12 protein-coding genes are annotated in these 21,416 nt (G+C 42.8%); 9 read left to right on the top strand and 3 right to left on the bottom strand.

Features of this window, described 5'->3' with window-relative positions:
• Positions 1-29: 29 nt before the first annotated feature.
• From MgSA37_RS16405 to MgSA37_RS16425, 4 genes are all read left to right on the top strand, one after another.
• Positions 30-461, top strand: coding sequence for a hypothetical protein (locus MgSA37_RS16405; protein ID WP_096353415.1), 432 nt, complete (start codon positions 30-32; stop codon positions 459-461).
• Between the two features lie 53 nt (positions 462-514).
• The gene (locus MgSA37_RS16415) at positions 515-2,491 is read left to right on the top strand and encodes a carboxypeptidase-like regulatory domain-containing protein (RefSeq protein ID WP_157750603.1); all 1,977 of its coding nucleotides are present in this window, start codon (positions 515-517) and stop codon (positions 2,489-2,491) included.
• A 147-nt stretch (positions 2,492-2,638) separates the two neighbouring features.
• Positions 2,639-4,816: a peptidase domain-containing ABC transporter gene (locus MgSA37_RS16420; RefSeq protein ID WP_096353420.1), complete on the top strand. Its 2,178-nt coding sequence runs from the start codon at positions 2,639-2,641 to the stop codon at positions 4,814-4,816.
• Positions 4,817-4,881: 65 nt separating this feature from the next.
• On the top strand, positions 4,882-6,183 hold the full coding sequence (locus MgSA37_RS16425) for an HlyD family secretion protein (RefSeq protein ID WP_096353421.1): 1,302 nt from the start codon (positions 4,882-4,884) through the stop codon (positions 6,181-6,183).
• 26 nt (positions 6,184-6,209) lie between these two features.
• Here the strand turns inward: MgSA37_RS16425 and MgSA37_RS16430 are convergent, their stop codons facing one another.
• A complete protein-coding gene (locus tag MgSA37_RS16430) occupies positions 6,210-7,274 on the bottom strand; it encodes an alpha/beta hydrolase-fold protein (RefSeq protein WP_232010661.1) in 1,065 nt (354 codons plus the stop codon).
• A 453-nt stretch (positions 7,275-7,727) separates the two neighbouring features.
• Here MgSA37_RS16430 and MgSA37_RS16435 point away from each other — a divergent pair, with 453 nt between their 5' ends.
• From MgSA37_RS16435 to MgSA37_RS16445, 3 genes are read left to right on the top strand one after another with little or no spacing between them, the layout of a single operon-like run.
• Positions 7,728-10,802 carry a SusC/RagA family TonB-linked outer membrane protein gene (locus MgSA37_RS16435; RefSeq protein WP_096353424.1) on the top strand — a complete coding sequence of 1,025 codons (3,075 nt, stop codon included), beginning with the start codon at positions 7,728-7,730 and terminating at the stop codon, positions 10,800-10,802.
• A gap of 33 nt (positions 10,803-10,835) precedes the next feature.
• Positions 10,836-12,458 carry a RagB/SusD family nutrient uptake outer membrane protein gene (locus tag MgSA37_RS16440; protein WP_096353426.1) on the top strand — a complete coding sequence of 541 codons (1,623 nt, stop codon included), beginning with the start codon at positions 10,836-10,838 and terminating at the stop codon, positions 12,456-12,458.
• A 55-nt stretch (positions 12,459-12,513) separates the two neighbouring features.
• The gene (locus tag MgSA37_RS16445) at positions 12,514-13,611 is read left to right on the top strand and encodes a SusE domain-containing protein (RefSeq protein ID WP_096353427.1); all 1,098 of its coding nucleotides are present in this window, start codon (positions 12,514-12,516) and stop codon (positions 13,609-13,611) included.
• A 245-nt stretch (positions 13,612-13,856) separates the two neighbouring features.
• On the opposite strand, the gene MgSA37_RS16450 is transcribed toward MgSA37_RS16445, so the two are convergent.
• Positions 13,857-15,143, bottom strand: coding sequence for a citrate synthase (locus MgSA37_RS16450; protein WP_096353429.1), 1,287 nt, complete (start codon positions 15,141-15,143; stop codon positions 13,857-13,859).
• A 283-nt stretch (positions 15,144-15,426) separates the two neighbouring features.
• On the opposite strand from MgSA37_RS16450, the gene MgSA37_RS16455 reads away from it, so the two are divergent.
• Entirely contained in the window at positions 15,427-18,690 is a 3,264-nt protein-coding gene (locus tag MgSA37_RS16455; protein ID WP_096353431.1) for a PAS domain S-box protein, read from the top strand.
• A gap of 95 nt (positions 18,691-18,785) precedes the next feature.
• Here the strand turns inward: MgSA37_RS16455 and MgSA37_RS16460 are convergent, their stop codons facing one another.
• Positions 18,786-20,036, bottom strand: coding sequence for an ABC transporter permease (locus MgSA37_RS16460; RefSeq protein ID WP_096353432.1), 1,251 nt, complete (start codon positions 20,034-20,036; stop codon positions 18,786-18,788).
• 286 nt (positions 20,037-20,322) lie between these two features.
• Here MgSA37_RS16460 and queA point away from each other — a divergent pair, with 286 nt between their 5' ends.
• Entirely contained in the window at positions 20,323-21,372 is a 1,050-nt protein-coding gene (queA, locus tag MgSA37_RS16465) for a tRNA preQ1(34) S-adenosylmethionine ribosyltransferase-isomerase QueA (protein WP_096353434.1), read from the top strand.
• The last annotated feature ends 44 nt before the right edge of the window (positions 21,373-21,416 follow it).

Genomic DNA, 21,416 nt, shown 5'->3' on the forward strand with positions numbered 1-21,416 from the left:
GGGACATTATGAATAATTTTAAATAAAATATGCCTTATAAAACTTATATAATACTTGCTGTGATCATAAGGCTTTGCTTATTGAATTACCAAACCTATGCCCAAACCGATACCTCCTTTTTAACCCAAGCCCATACCCTGCTCGAAAAGCAGTCGGCTGCCTTCCCTGTAGAAAAAGTTTACCTGCAAACCGATAAAAGCAATTATGATCTATTTGATACTGTTTGGTACAAAGCCTACACGGTTATAGGGAAAAATCACCAGCTATCGGCTTTAAGTGGAGTATTGTATACCGAACTGATCAATGTCAAAGATTCGGTGGTTTCCCGGCAGATCCTGCACTTAATATCCGGCGCAGCCTGGGGCGATGTAGTTTTAACCGGGTCCATTAAACAGGGCGACTACCGCCTCCGCGCCTATACCAACTGGATGCGCAATGCAGGGCCCGAATATTTTTTTTAAAGAAAATCCATATCGGCGGTTATGATGCCCCGCCGGTTGTTAAACAAATCGCATTGGCCAACCCCGATGTGCAGTTCTTCCCCGAAGGCGGCGAACTGGTCAACGGCCTGCGCGGCAAGGTAGCGGTCAAATCCATCGCGCCAAACGGCATGGGGCGGGATATTAACGGAACGATTGTAGATAATGAAGGCAACGTCATTGTTGATTTTGCTACGCAGCACCTCGGTATGGGGGCATTCGCCTTTACCCCGCAAAGCGGCAAAACCTATTTGGCAAGGATAAAAACAGGCATCGGCGAAACTGCTTTTGAGGTTGACCTCCCCAAAGCAAAGGCAGCAGGTTTTACAATGGGCATCAATAACAGCCGGCCCGACAGCATTTTTTTGAAGGTAGCCGCCAACGAAGCTTTGTTTCAGCAAAAACAGCACAGCGCATTTTATGTGATCGCCCAATCGGGTGGTAATATCTACTATACCGCTCAAAGCACGCTGGAGGACCAGGTTTTTACCGCCGCAATTGATAAAAAACGTTTCCCGACAGGCATTGTGCAGTTTACCCTGTTTGCCGGCGATGGTGAGCCTTTAAACGAACGCTCGGCTTTTATTGAAAATAACGATACCCTGCAGCTTAAAATCGATAACCCGGTTAAAACTTTTGCGCCCGGGCAAAAAGTAACACTTAACCTGGATGTGAAAAACCCGGCCGGCCAGCCGGTAATGGGCGCCTTTTCGGCAGCGGTAACCAATGAAAGCATGTTGCTGGGCGATGAGGCATCAGATCTCGAGATCTTCAGCAGCCTGTTGCTCACTTCAGATTTAAAAGGTTATGTAGAAAAGCCCGGCTATTATTTCACCAATACCAATGACCAAACCCGCGCCGACCTGGATGTATTGCTGCTAACCCAGGGTTACCAGCGTTTTGAATGGAAACCGATATGGAGCAATACCCCTGCGCAGATTGCTTATCAACCCGAAACGACGCTTGACCTGGCCGGCAGCATCAAAACCTATGCGGGCAAGCCCGTACCTTATGCCAAAATCTCACTCATCGCCGCAAAAGATAATTATATAACGGACACCGTTACGAATGCGGAGGGCAATTTCATTTTTAAAAATCCAGAATTGCCCGATTCAGCCAGAGTGCTGCTGAGCGCTAAAAAGACCAACAACAACAATAATGTAAACATCAGTATCAACAAGCCGGGGTACGCGCCGGTGATAAAGGAAAAGCAGGCGATCTACATTAATACAATAACTGCTGAACTACCTGCAATGGTAAAGCCGGACAGTATTCAAAAACGCCGGCAGCAAATTGCTGATCTCCGCAGCCGGCGCATGCTGAAAGAGGTAACTGTTAAAGGTCATACGGTTTTTAAACGAGTTGAACCTGATCTTTCTAACTCAACCAACCTGAACGGCGCTGGACATGCCGACCAAATCATTATGTCGGAAGACTTGATTGGCTGTGTCAAACTATCTGACTGCCTGACATTCACACTGAGAGGGGGAATATCTATTAGAAACGGGAAAGCCATAAACCCTCACACTCATGGTATGCATCAAAGTCCTATTATGGCTGTGTCTATAGATGGCGCAATAAGTAACAATGTCAACCTGGATGATATCGATCCAAATATTGTACACAGTGTTGAAGTTTTATCAAGCGTTTCAACCTATTCTGTTTACGGTTATGATATTGGCGGCGGAGTTTTAGTGATCACTACCAAGCATGGTGGTAAAGATTACGCCACAACGGAGCCGGCGCCCGGCAACTTAACGTATATTTATAACGGCTTTTACAAAGCGCACGAATTTTACTCCCCCAAATATGACAGTCCGCAAAGCAAGTCCCTGGCAGCTGACTTGCGCGGTACTATTTTCTGGAGCCCTGATATCATTACCGGTAACGATGGTAAAACCACCCTAAATTATTATAACGGGGGCACCAAAGGCACCTACCGGGTGGTGATAGAAGGTATAAATGATGACGGCAATTTGGGGAGGCTGGTTTACCGGTATAAAGTGGAGTAAATAGAAATCCAAACCGGCCGGTATGAATTTTATATGGGCAATAACCTCACTGGTATATACAATAACCGCGTTGGTATAATAAATTTAGTTACAGGGTTTATACGGTTATATTAGGGAGATAAACGACTGTATATTAATCAAAACCTTATGGCTTTCCCTTTTTACAAACAATATGACGGAATGGACTGCGGGCCCACCTGCCTGCGGATGATAGCCAAGCATTACGGGCGCAACTATAAGCAGCAAACGCTTACCAAACTTTGTGAAATAAACCGTGAAGGCGTGTCCCTTTTAGGGATCAGCGATGCCGCCGAAAAAATCGGCTTCCGGTCGTTAGGCGTAAAGCTGAATGCCGAACAATTAAAAGAGGCTGAACTGCCCTGCATACTGCACTGGCGGCAGCACCATTTCGTAATCCTGTACAAAATAAAAAACCATAAATATTACCTGGCCGACCCTGCCGACGGTTTGGTAACCCTCAGCGAAAACGATTTTGCCCGAAGCTGGCTGGGCGATAAAGAAAAGCAGGAAGGGATAGCGCTGCTTTTATCGCCTACGCCCCAGTTTTACGAGCAGGAAGACGAAAAAGGCTCCGAAGTTCGGTGGTCGTTTTTATTCAGGTACCTGGTTACCTACCGTAAGCTGGTGGTGCAATTGCTGTTTGGCCTTGGTATCGGCAGTTTGCTGCAGCTCATCACCCCTTTTTTAACACAATCGGTGGTTGATATCGGCATCAATACCCGCAACCTTAATTTTGTTTACATAATCCTCATCGCACAGATCGCTCTGATCATCGGGCGGGTAAGTGTGGAGTTTATCCGGTCGTGGATCTTGCTGCATATAAGCACCCGGATCAATATATCTATCCTCACCGATTTTTTGATCAAGCTGATGAAACTGCCCATGAGCTTCTTCGACACCAAAATGACCGGCGATATTATGCAGCGCATGAACGACCAAAAAAACATTCAGAATTTTTTAACCGGCTCCACGCTAACTACTATATTTTCCATGTTCAACCTGGTTGTATTTTCGTTTGTGCTAGCCTATTATAATTTGGGGGTGTTTGTTGTATTTGCAGTAAGCAGCACATTGTATATTGCATGGATCATCCTTTTTTTAAACCGGCGCCGGGCGCTCAACTATAAAAGCTTTGAGGTTTCATCAAGAAACCAAAGCAGCATTATCCAACTCATAGGCGGGATGCAGGAAATAAAGCTCAACAATTGCGAGCAGCAAAAGCGCTGGGAATGGGAGCATATCCAGGCGCGTTTATTTAAATTCAACGTAAAAACCCTCGCACTTAGCCAATACCAGCAGGGCGGCGCCACATTTATCAATGAGGGAAAAAATATACTGATCACTTTTTTAAGCGCAGAAGCCGTTATTAGCGGCAACCTTACCCTTGGCGCTATGGTGGCGGTGCAATACATTGTAGGGCAGCTGAGCAGTCCCATTGAGCAGATGCTGGGCTTTATACAGGGTTTCCAGGATGCCAAGATCAGCCTTGAACGTTTAAACGAGATCCACCAGATGCAGGATGAAGAGCCGGTTGATAAAGAATGGAACCATGTAATACCTGAAAATAAAAGTCTGTCGCTTAATAATCTTACTTTCCAATATCCCGGCGCCGGTAACGAACCCGTTCTGGAAGGGATCAGCCTCGAGATCCCCCAGGGTAAAACAACTGCTATTGTTGGGATGAGCGGCAGCGGTAAAACCACCATCCTTAAGTTGCTGCTCCGGTTTTATGAACCGCAAAAGGGCGAAATTAAAGTGGGCGACCAGCAGATCAACCATATTGGTTTTAAAACCTGGAGAAGCCAGTGTGGTGTAGTGATGCAGGATGGTTTTATTTTTTCAGAAAGCATTGAACGCAATATTGCCGTTGGTGATGAATATCCCGACAGGGCAAAACTGAGGCATGCTATTAAAGTAGCCAACATACAGGATTTTATTGACGGGCTGCCGCTGGGCCTCAACACCAAAATAGGCGCCGAAGGTAATGGCATAAGCCAGGGCCAGCGCCAGCGCATGCTGATTGCACGCGCCGTTTATAAAAACCCGGAATACCTGTTTTTTGACGAAGCTACCAACGCCCTGGATGCCAATAATGAACGGGTGATTATGAATAACCTGCAGGAATTTTTTTATGGGCGAACGGTAGTAATTGTGGCACACCGGCTAAGCACCGTAAGCAATGCCGACAATATCATATTGCTGGATAAGGGCAGGATAATTGAGCAGGGCACCCACCACGAGTTAACTGCCCTGAAAGGCGATTATTACCAGCTGGTAAAAAATCAGCTGGAACTGGGGATGTGATTTGGTCATTAGTCATTAAGTTGACTTAAAACGCTTTGATTTACGTAATACAAACAATAAAAAATATGCCATCAATTTATACCGATCCGGATATCCGGGTAAGACATACGGATGATATGCAGGATATTATTACTGCGGTACCATCATGGCTGCTGCGTTGGGGTATCACTGTTTTTTTTGGGATCCTGGTTTTGATCATCGGCCTGGCCGCATTGGTTAAATATCCCGATATCGTAAATGCCACATTAAAAATCGATTCGCCTGATTCGCCCAAACCCATTGTATCAAAAATTTCGGGTAAACTGGTTAAATTGCTGGTAACAGAAAATCAAACTGTTACCGGAGGGCAATCGCTGGCTTACCTGGAAAGTACCGCCAATCATCAAAAGGTATTAACCCTGTTAACTAACTTAAAGGAACTGCAACAGCAAATGCTTGAAAATAGCGCTAAAAATAGCATCTATTTTAATGAAGCGGATAATACCCAATTTGGCGAATTGCAGTCGGCCTACCAGGTTTTTTACCAGGAGTATTTAGCGTACCGGTCATCCGTCAATAATGGTTTCCTGGTAAAAAAGAAAGTTTACCTGCAAAAAGACCTTGATTTCCTGAGTAAACAACAAAAACAGCTGAATGCCGAAAAAACCATCCAGCAAAAGGATTTTGAACTTGCGGCAGACGAATATCATATGCATAAAAAACTGGAAGAGGAAAGAGTGGAAACCCCGGCCGAGCTGCGGCAGGAAGAAAGCAAGTATCTGGCAAAAAAATCAGCCTTACTGCAAACCGAATCAGCCATAATAACCGGAGACAATAATTATGCAGCCAAACAAAGCGATGTAACTGAACTGGATAATCAAATGCAGGAGGAAAAAGCAAAGTTTTTACAGGCGCTGAATAGCCTGATCAGTACGGCGGAAGATTGGAAAAGCAAATATGTGCTGACTGCGGCGCAGCCGGGCAAACTGATCTTTGCCGGAATTATCCAGGTAAACCAGGTTTTAACGCCCGGCCAGGAAATTTTTTATTTAGACCCGGGCAATGAAGGTTATTTTGGCGAAATGGCTATCACCCAAAGCAATATGGGTAAAGTGAAAGAAGGGCAGCAGGTCCTGGTAAAACTAAGGAGTTACCCGTTTGAAGAATACGGCATGATAAAGGGCCGGATAAAATACATTTCGGAGGTACCTTACAAAGACAGCGTATTTATTTCAAAGGTCGATTTTAAGGCTGGCGGCGCCACAGATATGCACAGGCCCATCCATTTAAAACAAGGCATGATGGCCGATGCCGAAATAATAACACAGGATGCAACCATTATGCAGCGCATCACCCGTACCTTTTTTAAAATACTGGATAAAAAATGATTTGGACTTATTTTGGAAATCACTTTTTACTCTTCCGGACTTCCGGACTTCCGGGCTTTCGGACTTCCCATCAGCCAGCTATAAAATCCGGGGAAATCGCCGTTCCATTGTTTTTCGTTATGGCTGGCGCCTTTTATGATGATAACCGGCGCGCTGCCGCTGTTTTTAACTTTTAACCGGATGATGCCCGCCATTTTTTGCATATCAGTTACCATACTATCACTTTCGGCATCCCCGCAAACAAAATAAAACCGCGACGAAGCGGGCAATATTGTATTTTGGGCGTAAGTATAAATTTCAGGCGCAATCCAAAATGCAGGCGAAAAGATGCCTGCATTGCCAAATACATCCGGATATTTAAGGGCGGCAAACATCGATATTAAACCACCCATCGAACTGCCTGCGATGGTTGTGTACGCCGCGCCTTTTTTTACATGATAATGTTTATCGATATAGGGCTTAAGCGTTTGTACAATAAAACGGATATAATCGTCACCCCTGCCCTTGCCATATTTTGAATCATAGGGGTCATATTCAGTGATCCTGTAATCGCCGCCATGGTCAATACCCACTATAACAGATTGTTTTGCATCGGGGATTTTATCCAGTATTTCATCAACCCCCCATTCTCCGTAGCCCGATGTATATTCATCAAACAGGTTTTGCCCGTCGTGCATGTAAATTACGGGGTATTTCTTTTTTGAATATGAGTACCCCGCCGGAAGATAGATCCACACCCGGCGTTGACGCCCCAGCTGCGGCATATCAAATTTATCGCTGATGATGTGCACCTGCCGGCCTGCCGTATGTTTTTTTTCAGCCTTCGCAAAATCATCCTGCCAGCCGGCAATATCCAGGTTGATGGCAGTATCTCCGGCGAGGATGAGGCTGCGGTTTTCAACAGGCTTTCCTTCTGCAGTACACTCAACCGATTGCCAGGTTCCTTTGGTTACTTTAAACTGGTAAACCCCTTTCGGCAGTTCCCGTTTCAGCTCAAATAAGCCCTCTCCAACCGGGTGTAATTGCCAGGCAGAATCTGCCGGATTCCAGTTGTTAAAATTGCCCGCCAAAAATAAGTGTATGTTTAACACTAACCGGTTGGCTTTTATTACCGTTTTAAAGACTGCTTTTTGCTGTCCTTTTAACAAAAAAATTTGGCCGAAAAGCAAAAACGCGCAGAAAATAATTTTTTTCCTCATTATAAAATGTACAACTAACAGTTATTTTTCCGGGAACGTTCCCGGAAACAGGTTACCTACAAGTAAAATTAATAATTGTGTATTTTTTACACTAATATCAAAGCAAAACTTCATAATTTCTTAAATTAAAGGCTTTTCTAAGAAAATTTGTTAAATAATACAACTCATTTTTGTGTTTCCTTAAAGTTAAATTAGAGTGATTATTCACCCCCAAAATTATCTTTTATATAATATTTGCATTTATTAAACCTAAGTGTAAATTAGTCACATGCTGTTTCAGCAAAAATAACAAACCAATTGTATAAGGCTTAATAGGCCCCAATTAATTTACAAAACTAAAAGTATATGAGAAAAAATTACTTCAAAAAGTATGTACTTCTGTTTGTGCTTATCACAATGTCATTTATGGCATTTGCCCAAACCGGAGGAATTACAGGTAAGGTTGTTGATGAAAAAAATCAACCCCTTCCGGGATCATCCGTAACCATCGACGGTACAACCGTTGGTGCGAGTACCGATGTAAATGGTGGTTTCACTATCACCCATCTTAAAGCCGGTACTTATACCGTTACCGCAAAATTTTTAGGTTATATTGCTTCTAAAAAGACAGTAACTGTTGAGGGCTCAGTAGTTACCGTTAATTTTGCGTTACAGCCTGACAATACCAGCCTTAATGAGGTGGTGGTTATTGGTTATGGTACCGTAAAGAGCAAAGACATCACCGGATCTGTAGCTACTGTTACTGCTAAAGATTTTGACGGTGGCGCGATTACCACGCCTGAGCAACTGATCCAGGGAAAAGTTGCCGGTGTATCCATTACTTCAAATAGCGGTGCGCCCGGTGCCGGTAGCACCATTACCATCCGTGGCGGTGCGTCTATTAACGGTGGCAATGACCCGCTGATCGTTATCGACGGCGTTCCGCTGGCGCCCGATGGTATAGCCGGAGCTGCAAATCCGCTGGATATGATCAATCCCAATGACATTGAATCGTTTTCAATTTTAAAAGATGCTTCTGCTGCCGCAATTTATGGTAACAGGGCTTCAAACGGTGTTATTATCATTACCACCAAAAAAGGACAATCAGGCAAACCGGTAATTAATTTCAGCACCCAGGTGTCTGATGCTACTTTACCAAAAGAAGCACCGGTATTAACGGCTCAACAATTTCGTGACTATATCAATTCTCACGATACAACTACAGCCGGGATATACAGGAACCTGATGGGAACTGCAAGCACCGACTGGCAAAAACAGATTTATCAAAAATCAATCAGTACTGATGATAACTTAAGTATATCAGGTACAACCGGTAAATTACCTTATCGCGTGTCGGTTGGGTATACCGATAATCAGGGTATATTAAAAACAACGTCACTAAACAGGTATACTGCTTCAGTTAACTTAAGCCCAACTTTATTTACCGACCATTTAAAGGTTAATTTTAACTTTAAAGGCGCACAGGTAAAACAAAGATTTGCCAATGAAGGTGGTGTAATCAGTGATGCCGTTGATTTTAACCCTACTGTACCTGTATATGGTTCAGGGTCACAATACGCCCCTTATGGTGGCTACTGGCAATGGACCGATGCAAACAATACCCCTAGTGGCCTAAAATCACTTGCTCCGCTTAACCCGCTTGGTGTGCTGGAACAAAATGACAACGAAAGTACCGTGTACAGGGCTATCGCAAGTTTAGCTTTAGATTATAAATTGCACTTCTTCCCCGACCTGCACGCTAATGTAAACCTTTCTTATGATGGTTCAAGAGGTTCAGGTTTTGACAACATCCCGGCCAATGCTGCGACAAATATTGACAGTTATAAGGACGCAAGTGGTAACTATCACAGCGGAAGCGAAAGCAAATACAAATCGGTACTTGAAAACAAGCTTTTTGAAGGCTTTTTAAGCTACAACAAAAACGTAAAAAGCATTAAGAGTACCTTTAACCTGATTGCAGGCTACTCAATACAGGATTTCAAAAGCACCAGCTATTCTAATTTTTACGCCGGCAATACCAATACAAAATTCGCCGACGGAACAATTGATCCCCGTTCAGCAGCTACTTATCCATTTTACATCAATGAAAACATAATGACCTCTTTTTACGGCAGGTTAATATACAACTATGATGAAAAATATTATTTAACTGCATCTGTTCGTGATGATAACTCAACCAAATTTGCCCCAAGTTCGCGTACAGGTATATTCCCTTCTGTGGCTTTGGCATGGAGGATCAGCAACGAAGACTTTCTTAAAGGCAGCAACGTACTTTCAAACCTTAAATTAAGATTAGAGTATGGTATAACAGGAAACCAGGAAGGTGTTGGCGATTATGATTATTTAGCACAATATAGCTTAAGTAACAGCACTGCCCAATATCCGTTCGGCGGCACCTACTATCAAATGTATCGCCCGGGCGCATATTTTCCCGGCAGAACCTGGGAAACAACAGCCTCAACCAACATTGGTTTAGACTATGGTTTCCTGCGTGACCGCATTACCGGTACTATTGATTATTATTATAACAAAACCAAAAACCTGCTCGAAGTTATAAGCCAGTCAGCTGGTACTAACTTTAGCAACGTTATAACCGGTAACGTAGGTAATATGGAGAATGACGGTTTAGAACTGGGGATCACCGGTAAAATTATCGCTCAAAAAGATATCAGCTGGTCTGCCAATTTCAACGTGAGCTTTAACCACAATAAGATCACTAATTTAACAGCTATCCCTAACCCTAACTATCCGGGCCAGGCAGTGGGCGGTGTATCTGGTGGTACAGGTAATAACGTGGAAATTGACCAGCCAGGATATGCACGCAACACCTTCTTTGTTTACCAGCAGGTATATGGTTCCAACGGCAAACCACTTGACGGTGTTTTTGTTGACAGGAACCATGACGGCGTTATCAACAACCAGGATCTTTATCATGACCACAGCCCTGATCCAAAACAAATTTATGGTTTAAGCTCTGATTTCAACTACCGCAAATGGAACCTTGGTTTTGTTGCACGTGCCAATGTGGGTAACTATATTTACAATAACGTAGCATCAGCTACAGGTATCCAGCGCAACATTATGAACCCGCTTGGTATCCTGAATAACGGCTCAAATGACGTTTTAAACAGCGGTTTAACCGGCAACGGCAGCAATGACCTGTTGTCTGATTATTACATCCAGAATGCATCATTCCTGAGAATGGATAATATGCATTTAGGATATAACTTTGGAAGTTTTGCCAGCTGGGTAAGCGCATTTAAGGTTAGTTTCAATGTGCAGAACGTGTTTATTATAACCGATTATAAAGGAGTTGATCCGGAGCTGGGCTATGTAGGCGCAGGCGGCGGTGGTATTGATAATAATTTTTATCCACGCCCACGGACTTATTCAATTGGTTTAAATCTAAGTGTAAGATAATTTAGAAACTGATCATTATTTAAAGAAATATATATGAAAAGGAATTCATTCAAAATCTTATTAGTCCTCGCCATTTTAACGGGCGGACTGATTTCGTGTGATAAGAATAAGATTCTTACACCAAACTACCAGGTATCCTCGCAGCAGGTTTACAGCGATCCAAAAAGTATCGTTGAAGCTGCAGCAAAAGTTTATGGTGCATTCGCACTAACCGGCAATTCAGGCCCTGCAGGCGCAGGAGACATTGCAGGGATCGACGAAGGTACTTCTGATTTTTTCCGCCTGCTTTGGTACGCACAGGAGTTACCTACTGACGAAGCGGTTATAGCATGGGGTGACCCCGGTGTACCAGACTTTCACCAGATGAGCTGGTCTTCATCCAACCTTATCATTACCGGTTTGTACTATCGCAGTATGTACCAGATCACCCTGGCTAACGATTTTATCCGTCAAACCAGTGACGCAAACTTAGCAAGCCACGGAATTACCGGCTCTGACGCTACCAACATCCGTTATTTACGTGCTGAAGCGCGTTTTTTAAGAGCTTACCAATACTCAGTATTGATGGACCTTTTTGCCCAGCCGCCATTTGTAACAGATGCTAACGCTGTAGGATCGATCGTTCCGCCACAAACAACCCGGACTGCACTGTTTGCCTATGTTGAAGGTGAACTGAAAGCTATCGATCCTTTGATGGTGGCCCCGATGAAAAATCAGTATGGCCGTGCCGACCAGGGCGCTGTTTGGGCTTTATTATCCCGTATCTATTTAAATGCACAGGTTTATACCGGTACTGCAAGATACAACGATGCTATCACATATGCCAGCAAAGCTATCGGCGCTGGTTATGCACTGATCCCTAAATATGACAACTTGTTCCTGGCTGACAATAACCTGAATACCAGTGAAAATATATTCACTATTGAGTATGATGGCGCCAATACGCAAGGTTACGGTGGTACAACTTTTATGACCCACGCACCGGTAGGCGGCTCAATGCCATCAGTTGATTTCGGTATCGGCGGCGGTTGGGGCGGTGTACGTACTACCAGCAGCCTGGTAAACCTTTTCCCAGCTAATACCAGTACTGCTTTCCCAAATAACGGCAACCCCGACACACGTGCCGAATTCTGGACCGACGGCCAAAATCTTGCTATCAATGACGTAACTAACTTTAAAGATGGTTATGGCATAACTAAGTGGAGAAACGTTACCAGTACCGGCGCACAAGGTTCAAGCTCAAATTTTTCAGATGTTGACGAGCCTATCATCCGCTTATCTGAAGTTTATCTGAATTATGCCGAAGCAGTTTTACGCGGCGGCACTACCGGAACTTCAGATTTAGCACTGTCCTATGTTAACAAGATCCGCGAAAGGGCATACGGAGGCCCAAGTGGCGATATCACGTCGGGCCAGTTAACCCTTAGCTTTATCCTGGATGAAAGAGGCCGCGAATTATACTGGGAAGGCTTCCGCCGCACAGATTTGATCCGTTATGGTATCTTCACTGCGGTAACTTCAGATTCACGTTCAGTATGGCCGTTTAAAGGCGGTGTAAAAACCGGCGCAGGTGTTGCCGATTATCGCAACCTGTACCCTATTCCTGATCAGGACAGAGCAGCAAATCCAAACTTAAAACAAAACCCGGGCTATTAATTGCCGGGACCTAATAGATCGTATATACGTTTTAATTAAAGTAAAAAACATTAACATGAAAAAAGTTCTAAGCAAATTCATCGCATTAAGCAGCATAGGACTGCTAATGCTATCAGCCTGTAAAAAGGACGGAACGCTGGTAACTTCAAACGGAGGAAAAGCAGGAACCCTGACGGCATCTGCAACAACTTTAATGTTGGACAAAACCAAGTTAACCGACACTTCGAAGGTAATCAAATTCAACTTTACAGCCGCTGATTATGGCTTCAGTGCCGCTGTAACCAACACATTGCAGATTGATGCGGCAGGTGATAATTGGGCAAAACCAACATCAGTAACTTTAGGCAATAAGGTTTCTTCACAAGGCTATTCAACAGCAGACTTTAACAACCTTGTATTAAAGCTTAATTTACCTGCTGGTGTAGCTTCAACAGTTAACGTGCGTATCATGCATTCAATTTCATCAGGCGTTGCACCTGTATACTCAAATGTGCTTGCACTTAGTGTTACGCCATTTAATTTAACATCATGGCTGTATATAACAGGAGCTTCCTTTGGATGGCAAAACCCAGGCCCGCAAGAGGATAGCCTGATATCTGTTACAGGTAATGGTGTTTATACGGGCATCGTTAATTTCACTGACGGCAATAACCAATTTTTGGTATTGCCCGCTAAAAACTGGAATAATAAATATGCAACTACCGGCACCTCAACGCCAAGCACGACGATTACTTATAACGCCTCAAATAACCTTAATGCGCCAACTGCAGCCGGCTGGTACATTGTAACGGTGGATTTAAACGCCAATACAGTTTCATTTGCTCTCGCAGATTATTATACCATCACCGGCAGTGCAGTACAAGGATGGGGTGTAGACACGCCAATGAAGTACGTAAACGATGGCAATGGTAACTGGGTGGCTTACAATGTTCCGATGTCAGTTAATGAATATAAATTCAGGCAGGATGGCCAGTGGACAAATAGCTGGGGACCAGGTGCTACTGCCGGTACAGCAGTATCTTCCGGTGCTACGGGAGACGGCAACTTTGCAATAACTACAGCAGGCAATTACAACTTAACCTTTAATGCACCTGCAACTCCTTTAGGTAGCCCGATTTTGAAAACTACTACTTATACTATTGCTAAGCAATAAGATTTTACAGTTGATTGATTTGAAAGCCCGCCTGGTGAAAACCAGCGGGCTTTTTTTTTCGTCGGAACCATTGATTAAACTGATTGATGGATTACATTGAACAAAGGCTGAACTGGCCAATAGCAATATATTAAACAAAAAATCCGGAGCTTGAATAACTCCGGATTTTTTCATTTCATTTATACATCATTAATGGATCTCCAATCTTCTCCTGCCCTTACCCTTCCACGAAGAAAGCCCAAAACCTATCGGCTTGCAATGTCCACATAATCCCTGGTGGTAGCGCCGGTATAAATCTGGCGCGGGCGGCCGATCGGTTCCTTGTTGTCTTTCATTTCTTTCCATTGTGCTATCCAGCCGGGTAAACGGCCAAGGGCAAACAAAACGGTAAACATATCGGTAGGGAAACCCAGGGCCCTGTATATAATGCCTGAGTAGAAATCGACGTTAGGGTATAGTTTCCGTTCAACAAAATAAGGGTCCTTTAAAGCTACCTCTTCCAGTTTTTTGGCTATATCCAATACTTCATCGTCAATGCCCAATTTTTCAAGGATATCGTCGCAGGCTTTTTTAATGATCTTCGCACGCGGGTCGAAATTTTTATAAACGCGGTGCCCAAAACCCATCAGGCGGAACGGATCGTTTTTATCTTTTGCTTTGGCTATCCATTTATCGGTATCTCCCCCATCTTCCTTAATTTTTTCAAGCATTTCAATTACGGCCTGGTTGGCGCCGCCATGCAGCGGACCCCACAATGCCGAAATACCTGCCGATACGGATGCATAAATATTTGATTCGGATGAACCAACAATGCGCACGGTTGAAGTGGAGCAGTTTTGCTCATGGTCGGCATGCAAAATCAGCAATACATTCATGGCACTTACCACAACCGGGTCAATTTCAATTTCCTCGGTACGCTGCCCAAAGGTCATGTACAGGAAATTGGTTACATAGTCATATTTATTACGCGGGTAAATAACGGGGTGCCCTAATGATTTTTTGTAGATCCATGAAACCAGGGTGGCCATTTTTGCCAGCACTTTTATAATACTCAGGTGAACCTCTTCGTTGGTTTGAATAGGTTTTAATGACTCAGGATAAAACGCCGATAATGCACATACCAACGACGATAGCTGGCCCATAGGGTGAGATTTTGACGGGAAACCGTCAAAAAACTTCTTCATATCCTCGTGCACAAGGGTATACCGGCTTATTTCATACTGAAAATCTGTCAATTGCTGTTCGGTGGGCAGTGCGCCATAAATCAACAGGTAAGCCACTTCGATAAAGCTCGATTTCTCTGCAAGCTGTTCAATTGGGTACCCACGGTATTTAAGTATACCCAATTCACCGTCTAAAAAAGTAATTGCACTTTTTGTGGCCCCTGTGTTTTTATAGCCAATATCCAGGGTAACATACCCCGACTGATCTCTTAATTTTGAAATATCAATCGCTTTTTCACCTTCAGTACCCTCAATAATGGGCAGGTCATACGTTTTATCGCCAATTTTTAATTGTGCATTCTCCGACATAGGAATATAATTAATCTGCAACAAATGTAAATAAATCTGCGTATTAATGCCCGGTTATAAAAGCTACAATTTGTAAAATTTTAGTTGAGATATTATTCATAAGCAACAATATCAAAAACTAACCAGTATTTGCAGCCGATATAAAGGCGGGAAACCGCTTGTGAATGATTGATATATTATTGTTTTCGCTATTTTTTGCCGCAAGTTTCCATTTTTTCGAAGCCGGCATAATTCAAACAATTTTGGTTTAACAAATTAATAATTTTTTAAGAACTGAATAAGTATGTCGTTTAAAATCAAGTTGTTATTTATATTACAAAACGATAATACCATTTACCGGCTATTGCTGGCCGGATTGCTTATTGCAAATCCTGCGCTTCATTATTTATGTCTTTACAACTCTTATGACCCTATTTGGCTGCGGGCAATAAACACCGGGTTATGCTTCGTTGCCCTGGGGCTTTCATTTTACCCGGGCAAATATTTCGCAATATTTAGCCAATATGCAGCCATACTATCATTTCTGGTAATAAACAACTGTATTTTATTAAGCAGAAACGGCTTTAGCCACATTTACCTTTTTAGTGCTATCACCATATTTATAGCGCTCACCTTGTTTTGTAAAAAAAGGTGGGAGTTTGTTACTATTTGCCTCCTCAACCTGTTAGCCACCCTGGTTGCATACTTTACAGCGGCGCAATTAAATATCTCGGTAATAGTATTGGTTGTGCTGTTGCTCACCTTTACTTTAATAGCATATGTTTCGTTTTTAGTAAAAATGGCTTACAAACTTAAATTCAACAAGGCTGTAAACCATGTGGTTGAGTTGAATAAATCACTAATGGTGAATGATGAAATGCTGAGGGGAAAGCGCAACAACCTGAATTCGCTCATTAACTCGCTAAACGAAATTATTTTTGAATTTGATGAAAACAAGATTTGTTTGAATACCTGGTTTCGTAAAACTGATGACCGGATCATTGATCCGGCAATATTTACCGGAAAGAAGCTTTCGGATGTTTTCGGGTACGACAAAGCAAAAAAATATGATGACGCCTTAGACGAGGTAATTAAAACAAGGCGGCAGATAACCATCGAATTTAATTCTGATTTTGGCTCCGGCCGCTGGTTTGTAGCCCGTCTCGCTCCTGTTTTTGACCCCGCCGGCAATTACACATTCAGGATCTCCGCATCGGTAACAGACATTTCGGAACAAAAAAAGTACGCCGACGAGTTAAAAGAAAAAGAGGCATTGCTGCTTGAGGCACAAGCTATTGCAAAAACCGGAAACTGGTCGTACGATCACTCGACCAAAGAGACCTATTGGTCAAAAAGCTTATATAACATCCTCGAAATTGACAGCATCCCGGAAGATATAAGTAAATACGAATATTACATCAGCCTGATTCATCCTGATGACCGCGATAAGGCTTACCGGTATTTTTCGAACCTGAAAGAGACCTATGAAAGCCAGTTTGAATACCGCTTGATAACCCCGAACGGTAATTTAAAATATTTCAGGGCCCTTAAAGGCGAGCTAATTACCTATGAGAACGGAACGCCCAGGCGCAGTTTTGGCGTATTGCAGGATATTACAGAGACAAAACTATCAGAAAAGAAAATTAAAGTAAGCCAGGCTGAACTTGAGGAAGCGCAAACCATTGCAAAAATCGGTAACTGGAAATGGGATGTGACCATGAACAAACTCACCTGGTCTGATGAGATTAACAATATCTTTGAATTGGACCAGGCATCGATTGCCGAACAAAACTTCATTAAATTATTAACTAAGTATGCCCATCCTAATGACAGGCATATCCTGAAACAGCATTTAAAGGATCTTTCTAAAATAACGAATACCTCCTACGAATACAGGATAATTACGCCAAATGGCAATATAAAGTATTTGAGCATCATCGTGGGTAAATTAATTAAGCGCGAGGACGGGGCATTACGCAAAGTAATCGGTACGCTGCAGGACATTACTGACCGCAAATTGGCTGAACTTGAATCGCAGCGTACCGAAAACAAATACAAGCTGGTATTGGAAACTATTAAGTTACCCGCAGTGTCAATAGACAGCAATGGCGACGTGATCTTTTGTAATAAGCATGCCGCAGAAATGCTTGGCTTTGAGCAAACGGAAATATTGGGTTTAAACTGGATCAATAATTTTGTTCCGGAGAACTCAAGAAATAACACCTCGGAATTATTTGAAAGCGACTCATTTAAACCTCAGAATATCAATTCAGTAATTTGCCGTAATGGCGAACAACGCGTTATAAGCTGGCAAAACACAATAAGCTATGACGAGAACGGGCAGATAAAGGAAGTAACCGGCATTGGCGAAGATATAACCGAGCGGCAGAAAAAAACGCTGGAATTGATCACGGCGAAAGAACAGGCCGAAAAATCATCGCAGTTTAAGTCGGAGTTCCTTTCTATCATGAGTCACGAGATCAGGACCCCAATGAACGCGGTGATCGGCACAACCAACTTATTATTAGGTGAAGACCCAAAGCCTGATCAATTGGAATACCTGAACATTCTTAAATTTTCAGGGGAAAACCTGCTTGCTATTATCAATGATATTCTTGATTACAATAAAATTGAGGCCGGGAAACTGGAATTAAACAAAATTCCGTTCAGTATTCACCATCTTACGCAAAGAATAAAAAAATCATTTTATGCAAAGGCTACAGAAAAGGATCTGGATATAGAACTGGTTATCGACGATGATATCCCGGCCCTGCTAATGGGCGACCAGGTTAGGTTAGGACAGGTATTGAATAACCTGGTAAGCAACGCTATTAAATTTACGCACTACGGAAAAGTAATTATCAGGCTTGACCAGCAGTTGCTAACAGGAAGTTCTGTTAAAATTAATTTTACTATAACGGATACAGGTATTGGAATTGCCCCTGAAAACCTGCATATTATTTTTGACCCATTTGAGCAGGAAACCCAAAACTCGGATGCAAATTATGGGGGGACCGGCCTCGGGCTTGCCATTACAAAGCGCCTTATCGAGTTGCATAACAGTACTATTTCTGTTACAAGCAAACCGGGATATGGTACTGAATTTACCTTTTCGATCTTATTTGAAATTGCTCCGCCGGAAGAAAAGAAGGACGACACCGCGTTAATCATAGCGCCAAATTCTACACCGGATTTACTGGGAATGCGGGTTTTAATTGTTGACGATAATAAAATGAATATCATGATCGCCTCAAAATTCCTTAAAAAGTGGCAGGCAAATCCGGATGAGGCCATCAGCGGGCATGAAGCAATAGAACTAACGAAACAAAACAATTACGACCTGATCATTATGGACCTGCAGATGCCGGGGATGGACGGTTTTGAAGCAACCCGCATCATCAAACGATCAAACCCGCAGATACCCATTTTAGCGCTCACTGCTGATGCAATGCCCGAAACCCATAGCAAAGCCTTTGCTGCCGGCATGTGCGATTACCTGACGAAACCTTTCATTCCAAATATGCTGTTTGAAAAAGTGGCCCGCTATTATGTGGCGGTGGAGGGTTAAGTTTGTCAGCGGTGAGTGGTGAATTGAGAGTTGACAAAAAGAGCCAAAAGACTTACTGACTACTTATCCATTCACTACTCACTATTCACAACTCACTAATTAGACCTAATCGCTTCAACCGGATCTAACTTAGCCGCAAACCATGCGGGGATAATACCTGAAATTACCCCAATAATAAACGAAGTACCGATGCCGATGATAATATTTTTTATATCAAGTACAATTTTCAGGTCGGCGGCGGCGCTAACAGCTAACGTGAGAAGATAAACCAGGGCCAGGCCCATTACCCCTCCCATCAAACATAAAAATATGGCTTCGATCAAAAATTGCAGTAGTATAAAATAACTTTTTGCACCAAGGGATTTTTGGATCCCGATAATATTGGTGCGTTCCTTAACGGAAACAAACATGATGTTGGCGATACCAAATCCACCTACAAGGATAGAGAATAAGCCTATAATTAAGCCCACTGTATGTAAAATACCAAATACTACATCAAGCTGGTTAGATATAATCGTCGTTTTATTTAAAGAAAAGTCGTCCTCAGCGCCCGGTTTTATCCGGTGGATGGAACGCATCAAACCCTTCAATTCGCTTTCAACTTCATCGACGCCAATACCCGGTTTACCACGCACTACTATTTGCGGGCCGTAATTGTCATTTTGAAAGTCGATGACATCCTTTGCAAAATTCAAAGGTAACAGGATCTCCTTATCTGTTGATATTCCTAAGATATCATTCCCCTCCTTCTTAAACACCCCCACCACTTTTACATACCGGCCCATTATTTTTAGCTGTTTGTCAATTGCGCCGCCGTCCGGAAAAAGGTCATGAGCAATATCGTATCCTATTATAGTTACCGGGCTGCCCGCCCTTGATTCCATATTTGTAAAATACCGGCCTTCTGAAAAATCAAAATTCCAGGTAATATCATGATCCTGGCTGGCGGCATCAATTTGCGCACCACTTACCGTATTGCTTTGGTATTTAACCGTGCGGTTATCAATACTCACTTCATATGAAATACCGAGCGCGGTAGTGCTTAAATGCTGCAATGCATCAAAATCCCGTAATTTAGGTACCGGGCGCTGCATGTATTTCCACCACGGAAAATCGTCTCCACCACCACCCCATGGCCATTTTTGAATATAAATACTATTGCTGCCTAATTTGTTTACGCTGTTTTGAAGGTTGTTTTTTAGTGTATCAACCGCCGAAAAAACGAAAATAATGGTAAAAATGCCAATGGTTACCCCCAACAGGGATAAAAATGTGCGCAGTTTATTCCCCCTCAACGAATCGTTGGCAAATAAAAAGCTTTCCCTCAAAAGTTTTAAAAACAGCATATTTATCTATTTTGTGATTACACCGATTATGGTCCGATTTTACCGATGCTCACTACTATTAGTTGCATTCCTACGGATGTTAGACCATACTGCCGCTGATAAGTTACACTATTTATTTTATTTAAAAACACAATCAACTATTCTTTGTATTGTTGTAATACAACGGCATAAACTTTGTAAAGCCGGCATAATTATGTAATATTATCGGTTAAATCATACAACAAAATCGGTGAAATCACAAATTTATTCCTTACATTTGCGCCCTTGAAAATTCATATCATTTAGCATGAAATTATCTCAATTTAAGTTCAACCTGCCTGATTCGTTAGTAGCCCACACCCCTGCCAATACCCGCGACGAAGCGCGATTAATGGTACTGCACCGCGAGACAGGCCAAATTGAGCATAAAATATTTAAAGACGTCCTTGACTATTTTGACGACAAGGATGTAATGATCCTCAATAACACGAAGGTATTTCCCGCCCGTATGTATGGCAACAAGGAAAAAACAGGTGCAACTATCGAGGTTTTTTTACTGCGCGAGTTAAATAAAGAATTGCGTTTATGGGATGTTTTGGTTGATCCGGCCCGTAAAATACGTGTTGGCAATAAATTATATTTTGGCGATGACGACCTGTTAATTGCTGAAGTTGTTGACAATACCACCTCCCGTGGCCGTACAATCCGTTTCTTATTTGATGGAACTGATGAAGAATTCCGTCGCAATGTGGAGATCCTGGGCGAAACACCGCTTCCAAAATATATCAAACGCAAAGCTACCGCCGAAGATAAGGAACGTTATCAAACTATTTTTGCAAAGCATGAAGGTGCAGTTGCTGCCCCTACTGCGGGCTTGCATTTTAGCCGCGAGCTGATGAAACGCCTTGAATTAAAAGGTGTTGAATTTGCCGAAGTTACACTGCATGTTGGCCTTGGCACCTTCCGCCCGGTTGAGGTTGAAGATTTAACCAAGCACAAAATGGACTCTGAACAGTTTATCATAGAAGAAAAACAAGCCAATATTGTAAACAGGGGTATCGAACTTAAGAAACGGATTTGCGCAGTGGGTACAACTTCTATGCGCGCCATCGAATCGGCAGTATCGGCAAATAAAACCTTAAAGCCTGCAAACGACTGGACCAGCAAGTTTATCTTCCCGCCGTATGACTTCAGCATTGCCAATTCAATGATTACCAATTTCCACACGCCCGAATCAACCTTATTGATGATGGTTTGTGCTTTTGGCGGTTATGAGCATGTAATGAATGCATACGAAGTGGCTGTGAAAGAAAAATATCGCTTTTACAGCTATGGCGATGCAATGCTGATCATATAGAGATTAGAGACCAGAGGATAGAGATTAGAAAAAACTTATAGGTT

Source organism: Mucilaginibacter gotjawali, from assembly GCF_002355435.1.
Classification (GTDB): Bacteria; Bacteroidota; Bacteroidia; order Sphingobacteriales; family Sphingobacteriaceae; genus Mucilaginibacter; species Mucilaginibacter gotjawali.

What these genes read in the sequence shown, in the direction of transcription:
- MgSA37_RS16405 (WP_096353415.1), top strand. Translation starts at nt 30, where the DNA reads ATGCCTTATAAAACTTATATAATACTTGCTGTGATCATAAGGCTTTGC.
- MgSA37_RS16420 (WP_096353420.1), top strand. Translation starts at nt 2,639, where the DNA reads ATGGCTTTCCCTTTTTACAAACAATATGACGGAATGGACTGCGGGCCC.
- MgSA37_RS16425 (WP_096353421.1), top strand. Translation starts at nt 4,882, where the DNA reads ATGCCATCAATTTATACCGATCCGGATATCCGGGTAAGACATACGGAT.
- MgSA37_RS16435 (WP_096353424.1), top strand. Translation starts at nt 7,728, where the DNA reads ATGAGAAAAAATTACTTCAAAAAGTATGTACTTCTGTTTGTGCTTATC.
- MgSA37_RS16440 (WP_096353426.1), top strand. Translation starts at nt 10,836, where the DNA reads ATGAAAAGGAATTCATTCAAAATCTTATTAGTCCTCGCCATTTTAACG.
- MgSA37_RS16445 (WP_096353427.1), top strand. Translation starts at nt 12,514, where the DNA reads ATGAAAAAAGTTCTAAGCAAATTCATCGCATTAAGCAGCATAGGACTG.
- MgSA37_RS16450 (WP_096353429.1), bottom strand. Translation starts at nt 15,143, where the DNA reads ATGTCGGAGAATGCACAATTAAAAATTGGCGATAAAACGTATGACCTG.
- MgSA37_RS16455 (WP_096353431.1), top strand. Translation starts at nt 15,427, where the DNA reads ATGTCGTTTAAAATCAAGTTGTTATTTATATTACAAAACGATAATACC.
- MgSA37_RS16460 (WP_096353432.1), bottom strand. Translation starts at nt 20,036, where the DNA reads ATGCTGTTTTTAAAACTTTTGAGGGAAAGCTTTTTATTTGCCAACGAT.
- queA (WP_096353434.1), top strand. Translation starts at nt 20,323, where the DNA reads ATGAAATTATCTCAATTTAAGTTCAACCTGCCTGATTCGTTAGTAGCC.